General features: G+C 68.4%; 27 protein-coding genes. 16 read left to right on the forward strand and 11 right to left on the reverse strand.

The annotated features are described in order from the left end of the window. Positions 1–101: 101 nt before the first annotated feature. From Q1A87_RS05015 to Q1A87_RS05030, 4 genes are all read left to right on the forward strand, one after another. Positions 102–947, forward strand: a complete 846-nt coding sequence (locus tag Q1A87_RS05015; RefSeq protein ID WP_299647709.1) for a PfkB family carbohydrate kinase — start codon at positions 102–104, stop codon at positions 945–947. A gap of 111 nt (positions 948–1058) precedes the next feature. Then, entirely contained in the window at positions 1059–1964 is a 906-nt protein-coding gene (locus Q1A87_RS05020; protein WP_299647711.1) for a hydroxyacid dehydrogenase, read from the forward strand. Between the two features lie 46 nt (positions 1965–2010). Beyond that, positions 2011–2964: an aldose epimerase family protein gene (locus Q1A87_RS05025; protein WP_299647713.1), complete on the forward strand. Its 954-nt coding sequence runs from the start codon at positions 2011–2013 to the stop codon at positions 2962–2964. A 3-nt stretch (positions 2965–2967) separates the two neighbouring features. Continuing rightward, positions 2968–4413 (forward strand): NAD-dependent succinate-semialdehyde dehydrogenase, encoded by a 1446-nt coding sequence (locus tag Q1A87_RS05030; protein WP_299647715.1) that lies wholly within the window; start codon positions 2968–2970, stop codon positions 4411–4413. 19 nt (positions 4414–4432) lie between these two features. Here the strand turns inward: Q1A87_RS05030 and Q1A87_RS05035 are convergent, their stop codons facing one another. The 5 genes from Q1A87_RS05035 to Q1A87_RS05055 form a co-directional block, all read right to left on the reverse strand. Then, positions 4433–4774: a DUF305 domain-containing protein gene (locus Q1A87_RS05035; RefSeq protein WP_299647717.1), complete on the reverse strand. Its 342-nt coding sequence runs from the start codon at positions 4772–4774 to the stop codon at positions 4433–4435. Between the two features lie 82 nt (positions 4775–4856). Continuing rightward, the gene (locus tag Q1A87_RS05040) at positions 4857–5804 is read right to left on the reverse strand and encodes a D-glycerate dehydrogenase (RefSeq protein ID WP_299647719.1); all 948 of its coding nucleotides are present in this window, start codon (positions 5802–5804) and stop codon (positions 4857–4859) included. Further along, positions 5801–6139, reverse strand: coding sequence for a tRNA-binding protein (locus Q1A87_RS05045; protein ID WP_299647721.1), 339 nt, complete (start codon positions 6137–6139; stop codon positions 5801–5803). Before Q1A87_RS05045 ends, Q1A87_RS05040 begins: the two co-directional genes overlap by 4 nt. Continuing rightward, positions 6136–6930, reverse strand: coding sequence for a pyrroline-5-carboxylate reductase (gene proC / locus Q1A87_RS05050; RefSeq protein WP_299647723.1), 795 nt, complete (start codon positions 6928–6930; stop codon positions 6136–6138). The genes Q1A87_RS05045 and proC overlap by 4 nt, the downstream gene beginning before the upstream one ends. 53 nt (positions 6931–6983) lie before the next feature. After that, complete coding sequence (locus tag Q1A87_RS05055) at positions 6984–7490, reverse strand: YbjN domain-containing protein (protein WP_299647725.1); 507 nt, start codon at positions 7488–7490, stop codon at positions 6984–6986. Positions 7491–7692: 202 nt separating this feature from the next. Here Q1A87_RS05055 and Q1A87_RS05060 point away from each other — a divergent pair, with 202 nt between their 5' ends. Then, complete coding sequence (locus Q1A87_RS05060; RefSeq protein WP_299647727.1) at positions 7693–8340, forward strand: GNAT family protein; 648 nt, start codon at positions 7693–7695, stop codon at positions 8338–8340. On the opposite strand, the gene Q1A87_RS05065 is transcribed toward Q1A87_RS05060, so the two are convergent. After that, entirely contained in the window at positions 8337–9050 is a 714-nt protein-coding gene (locus Q1A87_RS05065) for a response regulator (protein ID WP_299647729.1), read from the reverse strand. The genes Q1A87_RS05060 and Q1A87_RS05065 overlap by 4 nt on opposite strands. 139 nt (positions 9051–9189) lie before the next feature. On the opposite strand from Q1A87_RS05065, the gene mce reads away from it, so the two are divergent. After that, a complete protein-coding gene (mce, locus tag Q1A87_RS05070; RefSeq protein WP_299648440.1) occupies positions 9190–9600 on the forward strand; it encodes a methylmalonyl-CoA epimerase in 411 nt (136 codons plus the stop codon). Next, positions 9597–9875 carry a DUF1467 family protein gene (locus Q1A87_RS05075; protein WP_299647731.1) on the forward strand — a complete coding sequence of 93 codons (279 nt, stop codon included), beginning with the start codon at positions 9597–9599 and terminating at the stop codon, positions 9873–9875. Before mce ends, Q1A87_RS05075 begins: the two co-directional genes overlap by 4 nt. On the opposite strand, the gene Q1A87_RS05080 is transcribed toward Q1A87_RS05075, so the two are convergent. The 5 genes from Q1A87_RS05080 to tldD all read right to left on the reverse strand — a co-directional run bounded on the left by Q1A87_RS05080 (position 9850) and on the right by tldD (position 16718). Continuing rightward, positions 9850–10569, reverse strand: coding sequence for an EI24 domain-containing protein (locus tag Q1A87_RS05080; RefSeq protein ID WP_299647733.1), 720 nt, complete (start codon positions 10567–10569; stop codon positions 9850–9852). The two genes, Q1A87_RS05075 and Q1A87_RS05080, sit on opposite strands and share 26 nt — an antisense overlap. Continuing rightward, positions 10554–11147, reverse strand: a complete 594-nt coding sequence (locus Q1A87_RS05085) for a nitroreductase (RefSeq protein WP_299648443.1) — start codon at positions 11145–11147, stop codon at positions 10554–10556. Before Q1A87_RS05085 ends, Q1A87_RS05080 begins: the two co-directional genes overlap by 16 nt. 70 nt (positions 11148–11217) lie before the next feature. Further along, entirely contained in the window at positions 11218–13914 is a 2697-nt protein-coding gene (gene topA, locus Q1A87_RS05090) for a type I DNA topoisomerase (RefSeq protein WP_299647735.1), read from the reverse strand. A gap of 137 nt (positions 13915–14051) precedes the next feature. Continuing rightward, positions 14052–15194 (reverse strand): DNA-processing protein DprA, encoded by a 1143-nt coding sequence (dprA, locus tag Q1A87_RS05095; RefSeq protein ID WP_299648446.1) that lies wholly within the window; start codon positions 15192–15194, stop codon positions 14052–14054. 90 nt (positions 15195–15284) lie between these two features. Then, on the reverse strand, positions 15285–16718 hold the full coding sequence (tldD, locus tag Q1A87_RS05100; RefSeq protein ID WP_299647737.1) for a metalloprotease TldD: 1434 nt from the start codon (positions 16716–16718) through the stop codon (positions 15285–15287). A 624-nt stretch (positions 16719–17342) separates the two neighbouring features. Here tldD and coxB point away from each other — a divergent pair. The 9 genes from coxB to Q1A87_RS05145 all read left to right on the forward strand — a co-directional run bounded on the left by coxB (position 17343) and on the right by Q1A87_RS05145 (position 24765). Continuing rightward, entirely contained in the window at positions 17343–18224 is an 882-nt protein-coding gene (coxB, locus tag Q1A87_RS05105; protein WP_299648449.1) for a cytochrome c oxidase subunit II, read from the forward strand. Between the two features lie 4 nt (positions 18225–18228). Beyond that, positions 18229–19167: a heme o synthase gene (gene cyoE, locus Q1A87_RS05110; protein WP_299647739.1), complete on the forward strand. Its 939-nt coding sequence runs from the start codon at positions 18229–18231 to the stop codon at positions 19165–19167. Continuing rightward, positions 19167–19355, forward strand: a complete 189-nt coding sequence (locus tag Q1A87_RS05115; protein ID WP_363322948.1) for a hypothetical protein — start codon at positions 19167–19169, stop codon at positions 19353–19355. Before cyoE ends, Q1A87_RS05115 begins: the two co-directional genes overlap by 1 nt. Continuing rightward, on the forward strand, positions 19352–19963 hold the full coding sequence (locus Q1A87_RS05120; protein ID WP_299647741.1) for a cytochrome c oxidase assembly protein: 612 nt from the start codon (positions 19352–19354) through the stop codon (positions 19961–19963). Before Q1A87_RS05115 ends, Q1A87_RS05120 begins: the two co-directional genes overlap by 4 nt. A gap of 11 nt (positions 19964–19974) precedes the next feature. Further along, positions 19975–20775 carry a cytochrome c oxidase subunit 3 gene (locus Q1A87_RS05125; RefSeq protein WP_299647743.1) on the forward strand — a complete coding sequence of 267 codons (801 nt, stop codon included), beginning with the start codon at positions 19975–19977 and terminating at the stop codon, positions 20773–20775. Positions 20776–20859: 84 nt separating this feature from the next. Further along, entirely contained in the window at positions 20860–21534 is a 675-nt protein-coding gene (locus Q1A87_RS05130) for an SURF1 family protein (protein WP_299647745.1), read from the forward strand. A gap of 8 nt (positions 21535–21542) precedes the next feature. After that, positions 21543–22928 carry a threonine synthase gene (gene thrC, locus Q1A87_RS05135; RefSeq protein WP_299647747.1) on the forward strand — a complete coding sequence of 462 codons (1386 nt, stop codon included), beginning with the start codon at positions 21543–21545 and terminating at the stop codon, positions 22926–22928. Continuing rightward, positions 22925–24184 carry a pitrilysin family protein gene (locus Q1A87_RS05140; protein ID WP_299647749.1) on the forward strand — a complete coding sequence of 420 codons (1260 nt, stop codon included), beginning with the start codon at positions 22925–22927 and terminating at the stop codon, positions 24182–24184. Before thrC ends, Q1A87_RS05140 begins: the two co-directional genes overlap by 4 nt. 41 nt (positions 24185–24225) lie before the next feature. Continuing rightward, positions 24226–24765, forward strand: a complete 540-nt coding sequence (locus tag Q1A87_RS05145) for a GNAT family protein (RefSeq protein WP_299648455.1) — start codon at positions 24226–24228, stop codon at positions 24763–24765. Positions 24766–24876 lie beyond the last annotated feature (111 nt).

The following is a 24876-nucleotide window of genomic DNA, read 5'->3' on the forward strand; positions in this document are numbered from 1 at the left end:
GAAAGGATCGACGGGGAAGACCAGCCCATGACGTGCAGCATGACGATTCGCGCAATCATGGCGGCGAGGTCCGGCCCCAGGCAGCGTAGCGGAGGCGTCACGTGAAGCTACTCGTCTCGGGCATCGCGGTCATGGATTACGTCCACCGCATGGATGCCCTGCCGGTCGGCGGGGCGAAGCATCGCAGCCATGCCTTCGAGCGGCTCGGCGGCGGGCTTGCCGGGAATGCCGCGGTCGGCGCGGCGCGTCTGGGCGCCGCGGTCACGCTAATGACGCGCCTCGGGACGGATGCGGCGGGCGACGAGCTCGCGGCGATGTTCGAGGCGCAAGGCCTCCGCCTCGCGGCCGCGCGCGGGGGACGCACGCCGATCTCCTCGGTCATGGTGGACGCGGCGGGGGAGCGGATGATCGTGAATTATCCCGGCGCCGATCTGCCCGACTCGCCGCCGCCCCTGCCGGACTTCGACGCCGCGCTCACCGATTGCCGCTGGCCGGAAGCGGCCGAGGCGACACTTCGAGCCGCGCAGGCCTGCGGCGCGCCCTGCGTGATCGACGGCGACCGGTTCACCCCTGAACCGCTCGCCGCGCTGGCCAGCCATGTCGTCTTCAGCGTCGACGGATTGCGCGACTTCACCGGTATGGACGATCTTGTCCGCGCGCTCGACGACGCGGCGAAGCGCCTGCCGGGCTGCATCGGCTATACCGCCGGAGCGGACGGCGTGCATTGGGCCGGCGGGCGGCACGTCCCGGCACCCAGGGTCGAGCCCGTCGATACGCTCGGGGCGGGCGATCTCTGGCACGGCGCCTTCGCGCTCGCGCTCGGCCTCGGAGAGACTCTGGAGGAGGCCAGCCGGTTCGCAAACCGTGCCGCCGCCCTCAAATGTGGCCGCGCCGGCGGCTGGGACGTCTATCCGACGGCTGCGGAGATGACCGCCGGCACCCCGTGACGGGTCGCGCTCGCGCCGCCAATCGCAAACCCGGTCCGCGTGTTCCAAGTCGGGCCCGTGCGTATTACAGGTCGCCCGGAACCGACATGCGACGGCGCGAGGAGCGGCACGATGATCCTGATCACCGAATTCATGGACGAGACCTGGGTCGACTGGCTGCGCGCGCGGACCGACGTGATCTATGACCCCGAACTGGTCGATCGACCGGATGACCTGACCGCGAAGGCGCAGGCCGCCGATGCCTTGATCGTCCGCAACCGGACCCGCGTAACGAACGATCTCCTCGGCGCCGGATTCACCTGCGTCGGACGGCTCGGCGTCGGGCTCGACAATATCGACGTCGAAGCCTGCCGCGCGCGCAATGTCGCGGTCTTTCCGGCGACGGGGGCGAACACACTCTCGGTGGCGGAATACGTGATCACGGCGGCGGCGATGCTCCTGCGCGGCGCCTACGACAGGCGCGCGGCGATGGAGGCGGGCGACTGGCCGCGGGCCGCGGCGGGGCAGGGTCGTGAGATCGCGGGCAAGACGCTGGGCCTCGTCGGCTATGGCGAGATCGCGCGGGCGACGGCGCGGCTCGGCGCGGCGTTCGGCATGAACTGCCTCGCCTGCGACCCCTACGCGGAGGAGTTTCCCGGCGCGATGGAAGGGACCGAGCGCGAGGTTCTGGAGGAGAGCGACGTGGTGACGCTGCATGTCCCGCTGACCGACGAGACGCGCGGCATGATCGACGCGAAGGTCCTCGCCGCGATGAAGCCCGGCGCGGTGCTGATCAATGCGGCGCGGGGCGGCGTGGTGGACGAAATCGCACTCTGCGAGGCGCTTCGGTCGGGGCATCTCGGCGGCGCGGCGCTCGACACCTTCGCACACGAGCCGCTCGGCGCGCACAACCCGTTCGCGGGCGTTCCGAACCTGATCCTGACACCGCATATCGGCGGCGTGACGGTGGAGGCCAATGCCCGCGTCTCGGAGATGACGGCGCGGCGTGTGGCCAGACATCTCGGCATGAAAGATTGAGACGACGCAGCACGCAGGCATCCGGATGTGCCAAGAGGGGGATAGCATGGAACTCAGCCGCTACACGATCGCCGGGCACGGCCTGACGGCGACATTCATGGAATGGGGCGCGACGCTTCTCGACCTGCGCCTCGACGGACACGACGCGCCGTTGGTGCTGGGTCTGGAGAATCCGGAGGACTACGTCGCGGGGCTCGCGAATTACATGGGCGCGACGGTCGGTCGCGTCGCCAACCGGATCGGGGAGGCTCGCTTCCCGCTCGACGGCGAAACTTGCCGGACCGATCCGAACTTCCGCGGCCGGCACACGCTGCACGGCGGGTCGCGCGGCATAGGCAACCGCGCCTGGGAGATGGTCGAGCGCCAAGACGACGCGATCCGGTTTGCCATCGACCTCGCCGACGGCGAGATGGGGTTCCCCGGCGCGATGCGGATCGAGGCGACGTTTGCATGTGCCGCCGACGCGACACTCTCCGTGTGCTATCGTGCGACCACGGAGAGCCTGACGCCCTGCAATATCGCCCATCACACCTACTGGAACCTCGACGGCAAGCCGACGCTCGCGGATCACGTCCTGACCGTCGCCGCCGACCGCTACGTGCCCGTGGACGACGACCTGATCCCCACGGGCGTCGCGTCCGTGGACGACACCGCGTTCGATTTCCGGCAGGGACGTGGCCTGCCCGGCGAGGGCCTGCTCGACCACAACCTCTGCCTCTCCGACGGCAAGGTCGCGCCGCGCGACGTGGCCTGGCTGCGCGCCGGTGACCTCACGATGACCATTGCGACCGACCAGCCGGGCCTGCAGGTCTACGACGGCGCGCTGCTCGACGTGGCCGTGCCCGGGATCGGCGGGCGCAGCTATGGCCCCCATGCGGGTGTCGCGCTCGAGGCGCAGGGCTGGCCCGATGCGGTGAATCACGACGACTTCCCGGACAGCATCCTGCGGCCCGGGGAAACCTACGAGCAGACGACGACATTCAGCTTCGCGAAGGGATAGGACATGGCGTTCGAGCGGTGGATGAAAGAGGCGAACCTCATTGCCGGAGACTGGGTCGGCGCGGATGACGGCGCGACGGTCGACGTGACCAATCCCGCCGATGGCGCGGTGATCGGCACGGTCCCGAAGGCCGGCCGGGCCGAGACCCGCCGCGCGATCGAGGCCGCGACCGAGGCGTTCCCGGCCTTCCGCGACATGGCGCTGATGGAGCGTGTCGGCCTGCTGTGGAAGCTGCACGACGCGCTGATGGACAACCAGGCGGAACTGGCCGAACTGCTGACCGTCGAGATGGGCAAGCCGCTCGCCGAGGCGAAGGGCGAGATCGCGATCGGCGCGCAATACGTGCGCTGGTTCGCCGAGGAGGCGCGGCGCGCCAAGGGCGAGATCGTGCCCGCCGGCGTGAACGGCCGCCGTATCCTCGTCACCAAGCACGCGGTGGGCGTCGTGGGCATGATCACGCCTTGGAACTTCCCGTCCTCGATGTTGGCCCGCAAGGTCGCCCCGGCGCTCGCCGCCGGCTGCACCGTGGTCGCCAAGCCCGCGACGGCCACGCCCTATTCCGGCCTCGCCTGGGGCGCCCTGGCCCAGGAGGTGGGCTACCCGAAGGGCGTGGTGAACATCGTCACCGGCTCCGCGCGGGAGATCGCGGGCGCGATGATGGAGAGCCCGGCGGTCCGCAAGATCACCTTCACCGGCTCCACCGAGGTCGGCAAGGAGCTGATCCGCGGCTCGGCCGACACGGTGAAGAAGGTGTCGATGGAACTCGGCGGCAACGCGCCCTTCCTGGTCTTCGACGACGCCGATCTGGAGAAGGCTGTCGAGGGGGCGATGGTCTCGAAGTTCCGCAATGCCGGCCAGACCTGCGTCTGTGCCAACCGCATCTACGTCCAGTCCGGCATCCACGACGCTTTCGTGAAGCGGCTCGTCGAGCGCACGCGCGAGATGAAGGTCGGCGACGGGCGCGAGGACGGGGTCGAGCAGGGCCCGATGATCGACATGGATGCCGTCGAGAAGGTCGAGGGCTTCGTGGCCGACGCGAGGGAGAAGGGTGGCGAAGTCGTCCTCGGCGGCGGGCGCCACGCGAAGGGCGGCACCTATTTCGAGCCGACCGTCGTGACCGGCGCGACGCAGGCGATGCGCTTCGCGACCGAGGAGATCTTCGGCCCGCTCGCCCCGGTCTTCCGGTTCGAGACGGAGGAAGAGGCGATCGCGATGGCCAACGACACGGTGTTCGGCCTCGCCTGCTATGCCTACACCGCCGATCTCGGCCGCGCCTTCCGCCTGAACGAGGGGCTGGCCTACGGGATGATCGGCATCAACTCCGGCCTCATCACGACCGTGGAGGCGCCGTTCGGCGGCGTGAAGGAATCGGGCCTCGGCAAGGAAGGCGGCTCGCAGGGCCTTGAGGATTACCTGGAGACGAAATACGTCTGCATCGACGGAATCTGACGGCGCGAGGCCCGAACGGTCAGCCGCCGTTTCGGGCCAGCCAGTCGCGCATCGTCGCGATCTCCTCCGCCTGCGTGGCGATCACGGTCTCCGCGAGCGCCCGCATTTCGGGATCCCGGCCGGTCTCGAGGAGGGCCTCCGCCATTGCCACCGCGCCCTCGTGATGCGCGATCATCGCACGGGCGAAATCGATGTCGGCATCGCCGGATGGCGCAAAGGTCATCCCCTCCATCATCCGCGCCATCGTATCGTCCATGGCCGTCGCGTGATCGGTCCCATGCCCGGCCATCGCGCCGTGGTCCTGTGCAAAGGCGCCGTTCGCCAGCGCAACGAGCGCCGTCGCAAGTAGAAACCGCATCATGTCGATTGCCCTTCATGGCTGGCCGGATGACGGCTTCATTGGAACAGGAACCTCGGAGGCCAACTGAGCCCCAAGCCTCCGCTCAGACCGGGTTCGGAGGATCCCGACCTTCGGCGATGGCGATCGCATTGTCGAGCGCCATGCGCCCCATCGCTTCCCGCACCTCCAGCGTCGCGGTCCCCAGATGCGGCAGCAGCACGGCGTTTTCGCAGGCTCGCAATGCCTCGGGGACATGCGGCTCCTTTTCGTAGACATCGAGCCCTGCGCCCCCGATGCGGCCCGCCTGCAGCGCCTCGATCAGCGCAGCCTCGTCCACCACATCGCCGCGCGCGATGTTGACGAGAATCGCATGCGGCCGCATGGCGGCCAGCGCCTCGGCGCCGACGATGTGGAACGTCTCGGCCGATGCGGGAACGGCGGTGACGACGATGTCGGCCGCGGCGCAGACCTCGGCGATCGAGCCCAGTTGACGCGCGCCGTCGACGACCTTCTCCGACCGGTTATGGAACACGACATCCATGCCGAAGCCGTGCCGGCAGCGATGCGCGATGGCCTGCCCGATCCGGCCCATGCCGATCACGCCCAGTGTCTTGCCGGTGACGTGCAGGCCCAGCATCTGCACCGGGTGCCAGCCCTCCCACGCGTCGGACCGGACCAGACGCTCGCCCTCGCCGGCACGCCGCGCCGTCATCAGGATCAGCGTCATCGCGATGTCGGCGGTCGCGTCCGTGACCGCGCCGGGCGTGTTGGTGACGACGAGACCGGCCGACTTGGCCGCCCCGACGTCGATATGGTTGTAGCCAACGCCGAAATTCGCGAGTCCCTTCGCCCGAATTTCGCCATCGAAGGCATCGGCGCCAAAGGCGTCACCCAGCGTCGGCAGGACCACGTCGTAGCCGGCCAGCGCCGCACGGCATTCTGCGAGGTCCATCGGCCGCGTCGTGTCGCGGCAGGTCACGTCGAAGCGGTCGCGGGCGGCCGCCATCACGCTGTCGGGCAGGGCCCGGGAGACGATGAGTGTGTCGGTCAATGCATCCGCCCTCCCTCGGGCACGGTCTGATCGGGGGCGAGCAGGACGACTTCGCCGTCGGCGTCCGGTACGCCGAGCACGAGCACTTCCGACCGGAACGGCCCGATCTGCCGCGGCGGAAAGTTCACCACGGCGACGACCTGCCGCCCGGCGAGCGTCTCGGGGGTGTAATGGCGGGTGACCTGCGCGGACGTCTTGCGCTCCCCGATCTCGTCGCCGAAGTCGATCCACATCTTCAACGCGGGCTTCCGCGCTTCCGGGAAGGGTTCGGTTCGGAGAACGGTGCCGACGCGGATGTCGACCTTGAGGAAGGTGTCGAAGTCCAGATCGCTCATGCCGCAAGCTCCCGCGAGCGATCGGCTGCCGCCTCGACCGTGCGCGCCATGAGGTCGGGCAACTCCGCCATCAGCACGTCCAGCCCCGCCTGAGTCGTCCCGTTCGGGCTCGTCACGTCGATGCGGAGCTGCGACGGCTCCTCGCCCGTCATCGCGAGCGCGCCGGCGCCGGCGACGGTCGCACGCGCCAAGCGCAGCGCCAGCTCGCGGCCGAGCCCCTGCGCCGTGCCGGCTTCCGTCATCGCCTCAATCATGTGGAACACGTAGGCGGGCCCGGAGCCCGAAAGGCCGGTCACCGCGTCCATCTGCTCCTCCGCATCGAGCCGCACGACCTCTCCCACGGCGTCGAGCAATGCCTCCGCCATGTCGAGATCGGCCACGGTCGCATTGGCGTTGCCGATGATGGCGGTGATGCCGCGTCCGATCGCGGCGGGCGTGTTGGGCATCGCGCGGACGATCCTGGCATCCGGGCCGAAGGCCGCCTCGAAGGCGGCGATCGGCGTGCCGGCGGCCACGGAGACGTAGAGCGTATCCGTAAGGCCGCGCAGCGCGGGCAGCGCATCGCCCATCATCTGCGGCTTCACGGCGATGAGGGTGATCGCGGGGCGCGCGGGAAGGTCGGCGTTGAGGCGCACGCCCGTGCCCGCGAGCCAGTCAGACGGCTCGGGGTCGAGCACGGTGACGGCGGCAGGTGGCAGACCGCTTTCGATCCATCCCGACAGCATCGCGCCGCCCATCTTGCCGCAGCCGAGCAGCACCACGCCGCGTTCGCCGATCTCGGTGAAATCCATTCCGCGCCTCCCCTGTCCCACGCGACCCTACGGACGATCTGGGGGATGGCAAGTCACGCCCGGCCGTAGGCCTCCGCCATCGCGATCTGCATCGCATCGACCGGCGCCCGCCCGCCCCAGCACACGAGCTGGAAGGCCGGGTAGTAGCGCTCGCCCGCAAGCACCGCTTCTGCCACCATGCTGTTCACCTGTTCGACCTGCGCGCAGGCGCCGCCGGCGAGGACGAGGCCGTAGCGGTAGGCCATCATCTTCTCGTCGGCCCAGTAGCTGAAGGAGCCGGCCCAGCATTCGTCATTGGCCAGGTTGAGCACTTCGTAGAGCCGCGGCAGGCTCGTCTCCGGCGGCTCCATCTCGAAGCAGCAGACGAGCCTCAGCGTCTCGTCCGCTTCCGACCATGCCAGGGTGACGGAGTAGCTCCGCCACTGGCCCTCGACGACCATGGCGATCTGGTCGTCGCCGACGCGGTCGAAGGCCCAGTCGTAGGTTTCCGCCACCGTCTCGACGAGATCGATCGGATGGAGGTCGCCAGTTTCGGAAAACTGGTGTCGCTGGTGCAGCATGAGGCTCCCCTTCGCGCGTGCCATAGAACTTGGGATCACAACGATCCTTATGACCGTTCGCGGATTGTCCACACAACATATGGTTAGCGGCGTAGATCGTGCTGTAAAGCGTGCGTTTCGGTTCTCCACAACTTTGCTTCGTTCTCGGTGCCTTGTGGATGAAATTGTGTCGGGGCAGATTGCGCCGGGAGGGGTATAGGCGATGACGGAACTTCCGGACTGGACGCCGCTGGACTGGACGGCACCCGACGCGCTGGAAGGTCGTTACGCCCGACTGGAAAGGCTGTCGGTCGATCTGCATGTCGAAGCGCTGCATGCGGCGAACCCGATCGACGCCGCGCACTGGAAATACATGCCCTACGGTCCGTTCCCCGAACCCGGCGTCTATCGCCTCTGGGCCGTAGGGGCAGCGGTGAGTTCGGATCCGCTCTACTATGCCGTATGCGGCGCGGCGGGGTGGTCGGGGTTGGCATCGTACATGCGGGTCGACCGGACGAACGGCGTGATCGAGATCGGCAACATCGCCTTCTCTCCCGGCTTGCAGCGCACCCCGGCCTCGACCGAGGCCGTGCATCTGATGCTCGATCATGCCTTTACGGCGGGCTTCAGGCGGGTGGAGTGGAAGTGCAACGCGGAGAACGCGCCGAGCCGCCGCGCGGCGGAGCGGCTGGGCTTTACCTACGAGGGGACGTTCCGCCAGCACATGATCGTGAGGGGACAGAACCGGGACACGGCCTGGTTCGCCATTATCGACAGCGACTGGCCGGCGATCCGCGCCAGGCATGTCGCGTGGCTCGACCCGTCCAACTTCGACGCGACCGGCAAGCAGCTGACGCCGCTCAGGCGCTAGACGACCCGTCTGGCGCCGAGGCGGCGGGCGATCAGGTTCCGAAGCTGCGGACGCAGGTCATCGACATTGCTCGCGGCCAGCGTCTCGGTCTCGGCCAGGAAGTCAGCGTCGTTCTTGGTTCGGGCCAGCCCGGCCAGGAAGTTCGCGACATAGGCGGGGGCAATGGATTCGTCAGCGAGCATGCGCTCGGCGTAGACGAGGTCTTCGGAGAGGGCGAGCGGATCCGGTTCGACCGTATCGCCGGGCAGGGCGCGGGGGCCCTTCGGATGCTCCTCGACCGGGAGGTGCTTCAGGATCGCATGCTGGAACGCCGCGAGGCTTTCGATCGGCTTGGCGAGGAAGCCGTCCGCACCGGCCGCCATCGCCTCGGACTCGACCTCGGCACGGGCCTGACCGGACGTGGCGAGGAGCGCGGCAGGTCGCTGCTTCGCGTTTGCCAGCGTGCGGATCAGCGTGAGTCCATCGCCGTCCGGCAAGCCCAGATCGACGATCGCGATCCCCGCGCGATAGGTGCCGAGATGCCGTTCCGCCGACGCAATGCAATCCGCGCGGCGGATGCGCGCCCCGGATCGCAGCGCCAGCAACCGGACCGCCTCGGACGCGTAGCGGCTGTCTTCGACGAGAAGCACCGTCTGACCGAGCAACGGCCGTTGCGATGTCGGAACGGGACGGGGCATCATGGGCGGGTTCGACAGATCGGTCACTGGCACAACGGATCCTCCTAAAATCTTCGCGAGAACCATCACGGAAACACCCTAATGAAAGATGAAGATGCGCGGCGACCTTGCCGACATCCGGTGCAGCTTTCATAAGCCACGGATGTTCCGGATCGCGCCGGAGGCGCCTGCGATGATCGGCAAGCTCAACCACGTGGCCATCGCCGTGCCCGATCTCGACGCCGCCGTGCGCCGTTACAGGGACACGCTCGGCGCCGAGGTGGGTCCGCCGCAGGACGAGCCCGATCACGGCGTCACCGTCGTCTTCGTCGATCTGCCCAACACGAGGGTCGAGCTCCTGCATCCGCTGGGGGAGAACAGCCCGATCGCCGCCTTTCTCGAGAAGAACCCGTCGGGCGGCATGCACCACCTCTGCTACGAGGTCGAGGACATCGCGGCTTCGCGCGACAGTCTCGTCGCGGACGGTGCGCGCGTGCTGGGCGACGGCGAGCCCAGGATCGGCGCACACGGGAACCCGGTGATCTTCCTCCATCCGAAGGATTTCGACGGGACGCTGGTGGAACTCGAGCAGGTGCGGGCGTGATCGGCTATTTTTCAGCCTTCGTCCTCTACGCGATGGTCTGGGCGATGGTTTTCCTGATCGGACTGCAGATCGGTCACGACACGCAGGGCGACCGGGGCGAGCGCATTCGAGGCACCCATTGGGACAGCCCGGCGGAGTTCCGTCTCGGCCGCCGGGTGCTCTGGGCCACGCTGATCTCGTTCGTGATCTGGGCGCCGCTGGTCTGGGTGATCGTGTCGGGCATGGTCGGCATCGACGATCTGCGATGGATCACCGGACGGCCGGCCTTCGGCTAGGCTGCCAGAGACGGTGGAACAGGTGGGTGAAGGTCGCCGCGCCGATCACCGGTACCAGCAGGTTCAGGATCGGCACGGAGAGCGGAATGGCCATCAGTACGCCGGTGAGCCAGATCCGCGCCCGGTGACGCGTCCGGAACCCGGCCGCCTCCGCCCGGGTCATCCGGCGCAGCGCAACCATCTGCGCGTATTCCCGCCCGAGCAGGAACCCGTTCACGGCCCAAAAGATGAAGAGCGCGAAGGGCGCGAGGAACAGGTAGGCGATCAAGGCGCCCGCATTCACGAGTATCACGAGGAGGAGGAAACCCAGGCTTTCCCGCATCGTCTCGCCCCAGCCGACGGGCCGCGCGGGGGGCAGGTCCGGGTAGTACCGGTCCTCCACTGCGTCGGCGACGGTTTCCAGCATCAGGCCGGTGAAGGCGGAGGCGACGGGAACCATGAGGAAGACCGACGCGATCAGCGTGAACGGCACGAGCGCCCAGCCCGCTGCATTGTCGAGCCACGTGACCTCGCCCATCCAAGGCAGCGTCACGACAGGCCCGACGAGCCAGGTCGCCCCCCAGATCAACAGCGCCGAGAAACCGATCAAGAGGAACAGCGAAGCGGCGATCCCGGTCAGCAGCACGTTGCGGAAGCGCGGATCGCCGAGCTGTCCGACGGCGCGGAGAATGTCGGCGATCACGCGTCCCGCCATTCCGTCAGCCGGGCCGGATCCGGGCGCGGCCGGTCGGGTGGAGCAACGGTCTCGGTTCCGATCACGATGAAGCCCGCTACCCAGGCCGCGGGCGCGAGCGACAGGCCCGCGTCGAGCCAGTCGCGATCCGTCGCCATCCAGCCGGTCAGCCAGTTCGCGCCCCAGCCCGCCGCCTGCGCGGCGTTCAGCAGGCCGAGGCAGACGGCCCCGGCACTCAGCGTCTGCTCGACCTCGGGCACCTTCTCGGAGGGCTGCGGCGCGGCAACGACGGCGACCATCAGCGGTGCGTCGCGGAACATCGCCTCGGCCTTAACCACCTTGCCCGGGTCGAGGTCGCGGGCAGCGCCCATCCGAGCGGTCAGGTCGGCGAGCCTCCCGAGCGCCGCACCCGACAGCACGACCAGCCGCCACGGTTCCAGCTTGCCGTGATCGGGCACGCGAAGCGCAGCGGTCAGGATCGGTTCCAGGGCCGCGCGGTCGGGCGCGGGACCTGTCAGGGTCTTTGCCGGGCGCGAGCGCCGGGTCAGCAGAAACTCGGAGACGTCGGGGCGGGCGCGTAGGGGCGGAAGGCTTGTCATGCGCTTCATGTCGCAGGCGGCACGGAGCGTTTCAAGCACCGCCATGCCGCCCCCGTGCATATGTCAGGGACTAGCTTTCGCCGGTCTTCTCGGCGGCTTTCGGTGCCGCCTTCTTGCGCGTCGCCGTCTTGACCGGCGACTTCTTCGCTACAGGCTTCTTGGCGGTCGATTTCGCGGCGGTCTTCTTGGGAGCGGCTTTCTTGGCGGGGGCCTTGCGCTTGGGTGACTTCGCGGCCTTGGCGGCGATCAGCTCCACCGCCTGCGCCATCGTCACTTCCTCGGGGGAGACGTCCTTCGGGAGCGTGGCATTGACCTTTTCCCACTTCACGTAAGGTCCGTAGCGGCCCTCCATGACGTTGACCGGCCCGCCGTTCTCGGGATGTTCGCCCAGCTCGCGCAGGGGTGCCGCGGTTTGGCCGCGCCGGCCGCGGGAGGCGAGCTTCTCGGCCAGCACCTCGACGGCACGGTTCATGCCGATCGTGAAGATCTCCTCCTCGTCCGGCAGGTTCGCGTAGACCTTGTTCCAGCGGACGTAGGGCCCGTAGCGGCCCAGATTGGTCTCGATTTCCGCCCCGTCCTCGGGATGCTTCCCCACCAGGCGCGGCAGCGACAGAAGTTGCAGCGCCCGGTCCAGATCGACCGTGTCGGGCGCCCAGGCCTTGGGGAGGCTCGACCGTTTCGGCTTGGGGTTCTCCTCGGTCGCCTCGCCCAGTTGGACGTAGGGTCCGAACCGCCCGGTCCGCAGCCAGACCTCGAGCCCGCTCTCCGGCTCGATGCCCAGCATCGTGTCGCCCACCGGCGCGCTGCCCTCGTCGCCGCCCGGCGGGGCAAAGGGGCGGGTGTAGCGGCATTCGGGGTAGTTCGAGCAGCCGATGAAGGCGCCGCCCGAGCGGGCGGTCCGCATCGACAGGCGCCCCTGTCCGCAATTGGGGCAAAGGCGCGGATCGGTCCCGTCGCCCTTGTCGGGGAACAGATGCGGCTCCAGCACCTCGTTGATCTTCTCGAGCACGTCGGTGATCCGAAGTTCCGACGTCTCCCCGATCGCCGCCGAGAAGTCCCGCCAGAAGCGGTCGAGCACGTCCTTGTAGTCCTTGTCGCCGGCCGACACCTCGTCGAGCTCCTGTTCGAGCGCGGCGGTGAAGTCGTAGCCCACGTATTTGCGGAAGTAATTCGACAGGAACGCCGTCACCAGCCGCCCCTGGTCCTCCGGGAAGAGGCGGTTGCCCTCCTTCCGCACGTAGCCGCGGTCGACGATGGTCGACAGGATCGAGGCATAGGTGGAGGGGCGTCCGATGCCCAGCTCCTCCATGCGCTTCACGAGCGTCGCCTCGGTGTAGCGGGGCGGGGGCTGCGTGAAGTGCTGCTGGCCCAGTACGGCGTTCGACGGCGCGCGGATCAGTTCGTTGTCCGAGGTCTCGTCCGCGTAGGCCGCCACCTTCTTCGCGGCGTCGCCCTCGTGGATCGCGGGCAGACGGCGGTCCTCGCCGGTCTCGGCGTCGTCGTCGCGTCCCTCGGTGTAGACCTTCATGAAGCCGTCGAACACGACGACCTGACCGGTGGCGCGCAGCTCGACCTGTTCCTCCCGGTCGCGGATCGCGACCGTGGTGCGCTCAAGCTTCGCGGCCGCCATCTGGCTCGCCAGCGTGCGCTTCCAGATCAGATCGTAGAGCTGTCGCTGGTCCTTCTCGAGCTTCAGGTCGGCGGCGGCCTTCGTCATGTCGGTCGGCCGCACGCATTCGTGCGCCTCCTGCGCGTTCTTGGCCTTGTTCTTGTAGATGCGCGGCTCGGCGGGGACGTATTCCTTGCCGTAGCGCGCCGCGATGGCGTCGCGTGCCCCGGTCACGGCCTCGGGCGCCATGTCGATGCCGTCGGTCCGCATGTAGGTGATGAGGCCCTGCTCGTAGAGGCGCTGTGCCGTCGACATGCAGGCCTTCGCGCCCATGCCGAACTTGCGGCTCGCTTCCTGCTGCAGGGTCGAGGTCATGAAGGGCGGGCTCGGGTTGCGGGTGCCGGGCTTGGCCTCGACCGAATGAACGGAGAGGTCGCGGCTTTCCACCGCCTGCACGGCGAGTTCCGCCTGCGTCGCGTTGGCGAGGTCGAAGCGGTCGAGCTTCTTGCCGTCGAGCGAGACCAGCCGCGCCTCGAAGGTCTGGCCCCGGGGCGTCTCGAGCGTGGCGCGGACGGACCAGTATTCCCGCGCGTCGAACGCCTCGATTTCCATCTCGCGCTCGACGACGAGGCGCAGGCAGACCGATTGCACGCGCCCGGCGGAGCGCGACCCGGGCAGCTTGCGCCACAGGACGGGCGAAAGGTTGAAGCCCACGAGGTAGTCGAGCGCGCGGCGAGCGAGATAGGCATGCACAAGCGGCGTGTCGATGTCGCGGGGGTTCTCGATCGCCTTCTGCACGGCGGACTTGGTGATCGCGTTGAAGGCCACGCGGCGGACCGGCGTGTCCTTCTTGAGCGCCTTGCGCTTCATCAGCGCTTCCTGAAGGTGCCAGGAGATCGCCTCGCCCTCGCGGTCGGGGTCGGTGGCGAGGATGAGGTTCGGATCGTCGGCCAGCGCGTCCGCGATGGCCTTCAGGTGCTTGCGCGAGTCGGTGGGGATTTCCCACGTCATGTCGAAGCCGTGCTCGGGATCGACGGAGCCGTCCTTGCCCACGAGGTCGCGAACATGGCCGTAGCTCGCCAGCACGGTGTAGTCCTTCCCGAGATAGCCATTGATGGTCTTGGCCTTGGCCGGGGATTCGACGACGACGACGGGCATGCAGGTGAACCTCGGGGCTGCTTCGATCTGGGCCTGTTCGGCCGACGGGAGGTCTTCGGCGCCTGGCCGCCTCCTTGGGCCGGGGACCATGTGGGCGGTCGGCAGGGGATGTCAATGCACCCGCGGCGGCCCGGCTCTCACAGTCTGACGAGCCCGCCCCCGGGTTTGCGCGCGACCTGTCCGCCGAGCTCCATCTCCGACAGGAGCGCGGCGAGCACGCCCGCGGGGACGGGTCCGGGCAGGTCGCGGAGGAGCTGGTCCTCGGGGGTGGGGACCGGCGAAAGGAGGTCGAGGACGCGGCGCGCCAGATCGTCGGTCTCGATGGTCGGAAGTGCCGATACGGATTGAGGCTCGGCCGCCGCCTGCCGAGCGACGGGTGCCTCCGCGAGGGCGTCGAGCGCCTCAAGGATATCGTCGATCCCGCGCACGAGCGTCGCCCCGTCGCGCAGCAGCAGGTTGCAGCCCGAGGCGCGCCCGTCGAACGGGTGGCCCGGCACGGCGAGGACTTCCCGCCCCTGATCGAGCGCGTTCCGCGCCGTGATCATCGAGCCGGATTTCGCCGCCGCCTCGACCACGACGACGGCTTGCGACAGCCCGGACACGATACGGTTTCGGCGCGGGAAGTCGCGGGCCTGTGGAGCGAGACCGAAGGCGCGCTCGCTGAGCGACAGGCCCTGCGCCGCGATCCGGGCGGCGAGGTCGACGTTCTCGGCCGGGTAGACCCGGTCGAGCCCGCCGGCATGAACCGCGATCGTGCCGCCGTGATCGGGTTCGAGCGCCGCCTCGTGCGCTACTGCGTCCACGCCGCGGGCGAGGCCGGAGACGACCACGACGCCTTCCTTCGCCAGATCGCGTCCGAGCGCGCGGGCCATTCGTCGCGCAAGCGAGGAGGCGTTGCGCGTGCCGACGACGGCGACGCAGTGGCGGGCAAGGAGCGTCGTGTCGCCCTCGGCCCAGAGGACGGCAGGCGCGTCGCCGATCTGCGCCAGACGCTCGGGGTAGCCGGGCACGCCGAGCGCGAGCAGACGCGCGCCCTGTTTCTTCGCTGCCTTTATCTCGCGACGGATATCGGCCTCGTCGGCCGGGGCATAACCGGTGTCGCCGGCTCTCGCGGCGATCCCCGGCAAGGCTTCGAGCGCTGCAATCCCCGTTCCGTGCTCGGCGATGAGGCGACGGAACGTGGCGGGGCCGACCCGGCGCGAACGGGCGAGACGCAGGCGGGCGAACATCTCGGCCTGTGTCGGCGGGCCGTCGAGCTCGGACAGATACGGCTCGGCCATACCGTCGGGAAGGTCCGGGAACTCGTCGGGAATCGCGTAGTCCATCCCGGCATGTCGCGCGCCGGGGGTTTCCGAAAAGTTAAAGCAGGGTCAGGTTGCCGAACCGCCCACCGTCAACCCGCCGATCAGAAGCGTCGGCTGGCCCACGCCAACCGGCACCCATTGCCCGTTCTTGCCGCAATTTCCCATCCCGGGGTCGAGCGCCATGTCGTTGCCGATCGCACGGATCTTCTGCAGCGCCGTCGCCCCGTCGCCGATCAGGGTGGCCCCGTGCACCGGCTCGCCCACCACCCCGTTGCGGACGCGGTAGGCCTCGGTGCAGGAGAAGACGAACTTGCCGTTGGTGATGTCGACCTGACCGCCGCCGAAGCCCACGGCATAGATGCCGTCCTTCAGATCGGCCAGGATATCGCCCGGCGACGCGTCCCCGCCCAGCATGTATGTGTTCGTCATCCGCGGCATCGGCGCATGGGCATAGCTCTGTCGCCGTCCGTTGCCCGTGGCCGCCACGCCCATCAGGCGCGCGTTCTGCCGGTCCTGCATGTAGCCCGTCAGGATGCCGTCCTCGATCAGCGTCGTCTTGCCGCTCGGCGTGCCCTCGTCGTCCACGGTGATCGAGCCGCGCCGGTCCGGGATCGTGCCGTCGTCGAGAACGGTGACACCCGGGGCCGCGATCCGCTTGCCCAGAAGCCCGGCGAAGGCGGACTGGTTCTTGCGGTTGAAGTCGCCCTCGAGCCCGTGTCCGATCGCTTCGTGGAGCAGGATGCCCGGCCAGCCGGGCCCGAGCACCACGTCCATCACTCCCGCGGGCGCGGCGACGGAGGACAGGTTCACCACCGCGATCCGCAGCGCCTCCCGCGCCAGATCCTGCCAGCGCTCGGTCGTCAGAAGGCCGCCGGCCTCCATCCGGCCGCCGGCATGCGCGCTGCCGGATTCGCGGCGGCCGTTCGCCTCGACGATGATCGAAACGCCCATGCGCACCATCGGGCGCGTATCGGTTACCGACGGCCCCTCGACGCGCAGGATCTCCACCTCCTGCAGGCCTGCCGCCGCCGTCGCCGAGACCTGCACCACGCGCGGGTCGAGCGCGCGGGCGAAGGCGTCGATCTCGCGCAGCATGTCGATCTTCACCGGGAAGGCGACCGCCTCGATCGGGTCGGCGTCGCCGTAGAGCTTCCGGTTGGTCCGCGCCGGCGCCTCCGCCAACGTGCCGCCGCCGCTGCCGACGGCAAGGCGCGCCGTCTCGGCGGCACGGCGCAGGGCGGCCTCGGAGATCTCGGTGGAATGTGCGTAGCCCGCGGTTTCGCCGCGCACGGCGCGCAGGCCGAAACCTTCGGTGGCGTCGTAGCTCGCATTCGAGACGCGGCCATCGTCGTACACAACCGATTCCGTCCGCCGCCGCTCGAGGAACAGCTCGCCGTCGTCTGCGCCGGACAGCGTCGTGCGCAGGACGTCCTGCGCCGTGTCCCGGTCCAGCATCGTCTCAAAGGGGCGGAACGGGGCGCTTTGATCGTGATCGGGCATCAAATATCCTTCGGGTTGGCGTCCGTTCGGGTGCGACAGATGACCCACAGGCCTTGCGGAGCAGGCTTCAGATATGGTCTTACCCGCGCAGGACGCAACGGGCCGGGGCAGGCGACGCTCCGGGGCCATCCAGGTCAGACAATACGAAGACAGGAAATCCTGCCCATGAAAATGCCATCGCTGGCGGCTCTCGCCCTCATCGCCACAGGTTTCTGCGTCACGGGCGCTCTGGCGCAGGATACGACGGCACCCGAGGCGCCGGAAGCGACCACGACCGCGCCGCAGACCGACGGCACCGCCGGGTCTTCGCAGGACGACGTCGCGATTCCGGGGGATGCCGAAGCGCCCGTCAACGAGACGCAGATCATTCCGCTGAACGAAGGCAGTCCGGTCACCTCGCCCGCCGACGGCGACCTCGCCGCGCCGGACGAAGCGGAGCAGAACGAGGCCATGCCCGGCACCGGCGAGGCGCCGGAGGAGATCGCGACGCCCCCGGTCGAGGATGACGGCGACGCCGCGGCGCCCGCCGACGAAGAGGCCGGCGCGGCCCCGGCGGGGGAGAACGTCCGTCGCTCCGAAGAGGAGCCCGGCCCCGCGCTCGAGGACGGCACCGACCTGAGCACGATGCCGGCGGACAGCCCCGACATCAATGCCGGCAACCCGGATACCGAGCCGACCGACGTGACCCCCGCCGCGGCACGGACCGCCGCGGAGATCTTCGGCGAGCTGCCGATCATCGGGCAGCCGCAATACGGTGGCATCGGCTTCCAGCCGGCCGCGACCTCGCTCGCCGCCGAACTGCACTGGCTCGACGCGTATCTGCTGGTGATCATCACGGTCATCGCGGTCTTCGTGACCGGTCTGCTGGCCTGGGTCGTCATTCGGTACAACCGCCGTGCCAACCTCGTGCCGGCCCGGTTCACCCACAACTCGCCGCTCGAGGTGACGTGGACGATCGTCCCGATCCTGATCCTCGTCTCCATCGGGGCCTTCTCGCTGCCCGTCCTGTTCGATCAGCAGCGCATTCCCGAGGGCGACGTGGTCGTGAAGGTGACCGGTTATCAGTGGTACTGGAACTACGAGTACCCCGAAGAGGAGGGCGTCGAGTTCGCGAGCTACATGATCGGGGCCGACACCAGCAACATGCTGACCGAGGACAGCTTCGCGCAACTTCAGGCGGCCGGCTATACCGAGGATCAGTTCCGGCTGGCCACCGACACGTCGGTCGTGGTGCCCGTCGACACGACCGTCGTGATGCAGGTCACCGGCGGCGACGTGATCCACTCCTGGACGATCCCGGCCTTCGGCGTGAAGCAGGACGGCATTCCCGGCCGCCTGGCGCAGCTCTGGTTCCGGGCCGAGGAGGAGGGGATCTACTTCGGTCAGTGCTCCGAACTCTGCGGAATCGCGCATGCCTACATGCCGATCACCGTCAAGGTCGTCTCGCAGGAGGCCTATGCCGAGTGGCTCGATGCCGTCCGCAATGGCGAGCTGGAGACCTGGTGACGGCGTGACCGACGCAAGTCTCCATATCGCCCCGGCAGGGCCCGCCGAGGAGGCGGGTCTTCGCGACTACTGGCAGCTCTTAAAGCCGCGGCTGATGTCGCTCTCGGTCTTCACGGCGCTGGTGGGCCTGCTCGTCGCGCCGGGCGACATCCACCCGTTCCTCGGTGCGACGTCGATCCTCTGGATCGCGCTGGGCGCCGGTGCGTCGGGCGCGCTCAACATGTGGTTCGACGCCGATATCGACCGGGTGATGAAGCGGACGCGGAGCCGCCCGATCCCCGCGGGCCGCGTGGCGCCTTCGGATGCGCTGGCCATGGGGCTTTTCCTGTCGGTCCTGTCGGTGACGATGCTCGGCTTGACTGCGAACTGGGTGGCGGCATTCTGGCTGGCCTTCACGATCTTCTTCTACGCCGTGATCTACTCGATGTGGCTTAAGCGCACGACCTCGTGGAACACGGTGATCGGTGGCTTGGCCGGTGCGTTCCCCCCGATGATCGGCTGGGCCGCGGCGACGGGCGGCACGCCGCTCGAAGCCTGGCTCCTCGTCGGTCTCATCTTCATGTGGACGCCGCCGCATTTCTGGGCGCTCGCGCTGTTCGTGAAGCTCGACTATCACGCCGCGCGCATCCCGATGCTGACGGTCACGCATGGCCGGGCGGAGACGCGGCGGCAGGCTTGGCTCTACGCGCTGGGACTCGCCCTCGTCTCGGTTGCGACGGCATTTTCCGCGATCGGCGGGCCGATGACGCTGGCAGTGGCCTTGGCCCTGAACGCCGTGTTCCTGCGCGGCGCCTGGTCCATGTACCGTCGCACCGACGCCGAGAGCGAGGCGGACGGCCACGCGGTCGAGAAGGGCCTCTTCAAGTGGTCGCTTGTCTATCTCTTCGCGCATTTCACGATCTTCGTCGTCGAGGCGGCGATGGGCGCCTACGGAGGCTGGTGATGCATCGCGACCACGAGCTTCACGGACGTCGCCGCAGCCGGAACTTCGGATTGCTGGGCGTGCTTCTCGCCTTCATCGTCATCATCTTCGGCGTAACCGTGGTGAAGATCAGGACCGGTGGCTTTTCGGAAGGGTTCGACCATGTCGCCCGGCCCTCCGCGTTGCCCGCCGAGGAGGTATCGCAGTGAAGCTCTGGCGTGATCTTTCTCCGAACGGCCGCGTTGTCGCGGCCACGGTGACGACGATCCTCGCGATGGGTTCGCTCGGCTGGGCCGCGGTGCCGCTCTACAACATCTTCTGTGCGGTGACCGGCTATGGCGGGACGACGGCGACGGCGGGGTCTGGCAGCACCGAGGTGCTGGACCGTACCGTCCTGATACGCTTCGACGCGTCGCGGGAACGCGGGATGCCGTGGTCGTTCGCACCCGTCGAGACCAAGATGCGCGTCCGCATCGGCGAAACGAACCTTGCTTTCTACGAAGCGACGAACCCGACCGACGAACCCGTTGCGGGCACGGCGAGCTACAACGTCGCGCCCTACGCCGCCGGGCCGCATTTCGTGAAGATCGACTGCTTCTGCTTCACCGAGCAGATCCTCGCGCCGGGCGAGACCGCCTCCATGCCGGTGACGTTCTACGTCGACCCGGCGATCCTCGACGACCCGGAGGCACGGGATCTGACCGAGATCACGCTCTCCTACACGTTCCATGTGACCGATCTGCCCGAGGATTACGCCGCGCTCGACGCGACGCTTGACACGACCCCCGCCACCACGGACACGACGACGACCAACTGAGAGGGACGACGATGGCCCACGCGAAGAACCACGACTACCACATCATCCCGCCCTCGATCTGGCCCTTCGTCGGGGCCGTCTGCGGATTCTTCATGCTGATCGGCGCGGTGCTCTGGATGAAGGGCGGGACGCCTTGGCTATTCGCGGCGGGTTTCGTGGGTATCCTCGGCGTGATGTTCGCCTGGTGGTCCGACGTGGTGCGCGAGTCGAATGCGGGCGACCACACGCCGGTCGTCCGGATCGGGCTGCGCTACGGGTTCATCTTCTTCATCATGTCCGAGATCATGTTCTTCGCGGCATGGTTCTGGTCGTTCTTCAAGCATGCGATCTACCCGATGGGACCCGGCAGCCCGGGCATCGACGGCGTCTGGCCGCCCGAAGGGATCGTGACCTTCGATCCCTGGCACCTGCCGCTCATCAACACGCTGATCCTCCTTTGCTCGGGCGCGGCCGCGACTTGGGCGCACCATGCACTGGTCCACGAGAACAACCGCAAGGACATGCAATGGGGCCTCGTGCTCGCGATCATGCTCGGCGTCCTCTTCACCGTGTTCCAGGCCTACGAGTACAGCCACGCGGCCTTCGGGTTTGGCGGCAACATCTACGGCGCGAACTTCTTCATGGCGACGGGCTTCCACGGCGTGCATGTCATCATCGGGACGATCTTCCTCGCCGTTTGCCTGATCCGGCTGCTGGCCGGGCAGTTCACGCCGACCAAGCATATCGGCTTCGAGGCGGCCGCCTGGTACTGGCACTTCGTCGACGTGGTCTGGCTGTTCCTCTTCGCGGCGATCTATATCTGGGGCGGCTGACGGAACGCGCGGCGGAGGGTCGCCGCGTACGGATACCGGGGTGGCGCGGGTGATCCGCGCCACCTTCGCGTTCGGGGGTACGAAATGCGTCTGATCCTGCCGGTGATCTTCGGCCTGGGCGGGGCCACACTGTTGGTCGCGCTCGGCCTCTGGCAGTTGCAGCGGCTCGACTGGAAGGAGGGGATGATCGCGGACATGGCCTCCCGGATCGGCGCGCCGCCGATCGCGCTACCCCGGGATCCCGACCCCTCGGCCGACAACTTCGTCCCGGTCTCCCTGAACGGGCGCGTCGACGGCCGGCCTTTGCGTGTACTCGGCGCCTGGCGCGAGGGCGGGGCGGGGTTCCGCATCATCGCGCCCGTCGAAACCGAGGATGGGCGCCGGGTGATGGTCGATCTGGGTATCGTGCCGCTCGACAATGTCGACCGGGAGGCCGAGGTGGCGCTGACGGAGGGTCCGCTCGAAATCACCGGAAACCTGAACTGGCCCGACGACCTGAACCCCGGCACGCCCGATCCTGACGGTAAGATCTGGTTCGCCCGCGACGTGGACTCGATGGCGGAGACGCTGGGAACGGAGCGCGTGATGATCGTCGCACGCAATGTCGTGCCCGAGGCAGGGCCGGTCCCCGTCCCGGTCGGGCTCGAAGGCATCCCGAACAACCACCTCGGCTACGCGATCCAGTGGTTCGGGCTGGCCCTCGTCTGGCTGGGGATGACAGTCTTCCTACTGTGGCGTATCAGGCGCCGCACCATTTGAGAGAGCTCATGCGCTACATCTCCACCCGCGGGCAGGCCCCGGTTCTGGGATTCGAGGACACGATGCTGACCGGGCTCGCCCGGGACGGCGGCCTTTACGTGCCCGAGACGGTGCCGGTCCTGTCCCCGGCCGACATCGCCGGGTTGGCGGGCCTGCCCTACGGGGAGGTCGCCGTCCGTATCATGGCGCCCTTCGTCGCGGACGCGTTCGACGAGGCGACCTTCGCCGGCATGGTCGAGCGGGCCTATGCAGGCTTCGGCCACGACGCGCGGGCGCCGCTGAAGCAGCTCGGGCCGAACCATCACCTGCTGGAACTGTTCCACGGGCCGACCCTGGCCTTCAAGGATTTCGCGATGCAACTCATCGGGCAGATGTTCGAGCATACGCTGAACAAGCGCGGCGAGCGGGTCGCGATCGTCGGCGCGACCTCGGGCGATACCGGCTCGGCCGCGATCGAGGCGTTCCGCGGTCTCGACACCGTCGACGTGTTCATCCTCTACCCGCACGGTCGCGTGAGCGAGGTGCAGCGCCGGCAGATGACCACGCCCTCGGAGGCGAATGTCCACGCGCTGGCGCTTGCCGGCCATTTCGACGATTGCCAGGCACGCCTGAAGGAGATGTTCAACGACTTCGCCTTCCGCGACAGGGTCGGCCTCGCCGGGGTCAACTCCATCAACTTCGCCCGCGTGCTGGCGCAGGTCGTCTATTACTTCACCGCCGCCACCGCGCTCGGCGCACCGCACCGGGAGGTGTCGTTCACCGTGCCCACGGGCAATTTCGGCGATATCTTCGCCGGCCATATCGCGAAGCGTATGGGCCTGCCGATCCGGCAGCTCGTCGTGGCGACGAACCAGAACGACATCCTGCATCGTTGTCTGACGACCGGTGAATACCGGACGGGCGAGGTACATCCCTCGATCAGCCCTTCCATGGACATCCAGGTCAGTTCGAATTTCGAGCGGGCGTTGCACTTGGCCTATGATGGTGACGGGGCGGCGGTCGCGCAGCTTATGGAGGAGCTGCGCTCGGGCGGCTTCACGGTCAGCCAGGGCGCACTGCAGGCGCTCCGCGAGGTCTACGCCTCGGGACGCGTGTCGGAGGAGGAGACGTCGGCGACGATCGCCCGCATCCACGACCGGACGGGCGAGTTGCTTTGCCCGCACAGCGCAGTGGGCGTGCGGGTGGCGGAGGCGCATCCGGGCAACGTGCCGATGGTCACGCTCGCCACCGCGCATCCCGCCAAGTTCCCCGACGCGGTGGAGGCGGCGACCGGCATCCGACCGCCCTTGCCGCCGCGGATGGCCGACCTTTTCGACCGGACGGAACGGGTCACACGGGTAGAGAACGATCTGGCTGCGCTCGAGGCGGTCATCGACGAAAGGCGGGCAGCATGACGACGAAACTGAACCGACTCCCCAACGGCTTCCGCGTCGTCACCGAGTTCATGCCGGGCCTGCAATCCGCCAGTGTCGGGATCTGGGTCGGCGCGGGCGGCCGGCACGAGGCGACCGAACAGAACGGCGTCGCCCATTTCCTCGAGCACATGGCGTTCAAGGGCACGGCCCGCCGCTCCGCCCTGCAGATCGCCGAGGAGATCGAGGACGTGGGCGGCTACATCAACGCCTACACCTCGCGCGAGGTGACGGCCTATTATGCGCGTGTTTTGAAGGAGGACGTGCCGCTCGCCGTCGATCTGATCGGCGACATCGTCCTGAACCCGGTCTTCGACCCGCGCGAGATCGAGATCGAGCGTGGCGTCATCCTGCAGGAGATCGGCCAGGCGCTCGACACGCCCGACGACATCATCTTCGACTGGCTGCAGGAAGCGGCCTATCCCGAGCAGCCGATCGGCCGCACCATCCTCGGCCCCAGCGAACGCGTTTCGGCATTTACCGAGGCCGATCTGCGCAGGTTTACCGGAGAGCATTACGGCCCCGGCCAGATGATCCTCGCCGCCGCCGGCGCGGTCGATCACGACGCGATTCTGCGGATGGCCGAGGATGCGTTCGGCCATCTGCCCGCGCAACCGCAGGCGGCCGCCGCCCCCGGCCTCTACCAAGGCGGAGAGGTGCGGCAGGTCCGCGACCTCGAGCAGGCGCATCTGGCGCTGGCCTTCGACCAGCCGGGCTACCGCGACGATGCGATCTACACGGCACAGGTCTTCGCCGGCGCGATGGGCGGCGGCATGTCGTCCCGCCTGTTCCAGGAAGCGCGCGAGAAGCGCGGGCTCTGCTACACGATCTTCGCGAGCATCGGCGCCTGCTCGGATAGCGGTCTGATGACGATCTATGCGGGCACGGGCGGCGATGATGTCGGCGCGCTGGCCGAGCTCACCATCGACGAGCTCCGGCGCGCGGCCGAGGACATGACCGAGGTGGAGGTCGCGCGCGCCCGTGCGCAGATGAAGTCTGGCATGCTGATGGGGCTCGAATCGCCCTCCTCGCGCGCCGAGCGGCTGGCCCGTGTCGTCGCGATCTGGGACCGCGTGCCGCCGCTGGCCGAAGCGATCGCCAAGATCGACGCGGTCGATGCGCCGGCGATCCGCGCCCATGCCGGCCGGCTCCTCTCGACGGCCCCGACGCTGGCGCTCTACGGGCCCGTCCGGGGCGCCCCCGATGCGGAGACCCTGCGACGAAGGCTGGCCGCGTGATCTTTCCGACGCTTCGCAAGCCTCGGATCGAAACGGAGCGGATGCTCCTTCGTCTGCCGCAGCACAGCGATTACAGGGCCTGGGTCGCGCTCCGTCAGGGGAGCGCCGGCTTTCTGCAACCTTGGGAGCCGGAATGGGCGCCCGACCACCTGAGTCGTCGAAGCTTCACGAACCGCGTCTACTGGGCCTCGCGCAGCCACGGGCAGGGTACGGCGCTTGCAATGTTCCTGACGCGGAAGGCGGACGGGGCGCTGCTCGGCGCGATCACGATGGACAATATCCGACGCGGCCCGTCGCAATCCGCGACGCTGGGCTACTGGGTCGGGCAGGCCAATGCGCGGCAGGGCTACATGCGCGAGGCGATCGTCGCGGTCACGCATTACGCGTTCCGCCGCCTGGATCTGAGCCGGCTCGAGGCCGCCTGCCTCGAGGAGAACCGCGCCTCCCGCGGCCTGCTGGAGCGTGCGGGATTCAAATACGAAGGCGTCGCGCAATCCTACCTCCAGATCGCCGGGCGCTGGCGCAATCACGTCCTCTACGCGATGCTGCGCTCGGATCGGCGCGGCCGGGTGGACGGCTGACTCAAGTTCGACCGCGGAACGTCCGCTGCAGGGAGCCGGCGTGCCTATGTCGAAGACGATTTGTCAGATCCCGGCCGCGACCGCCCGCGCCCAAGCGTTCGAGATCACCGG

The organism is uncultured Jannaschia sp. (genome assembly GCF_947494055.1).
Taxonomy (GTDB): domain Bacteria; phylum Pseudomonadota; class Alphaproteobacteria; order Rhodobacterales; family Rhodobacteraceae; genus Jannaschia.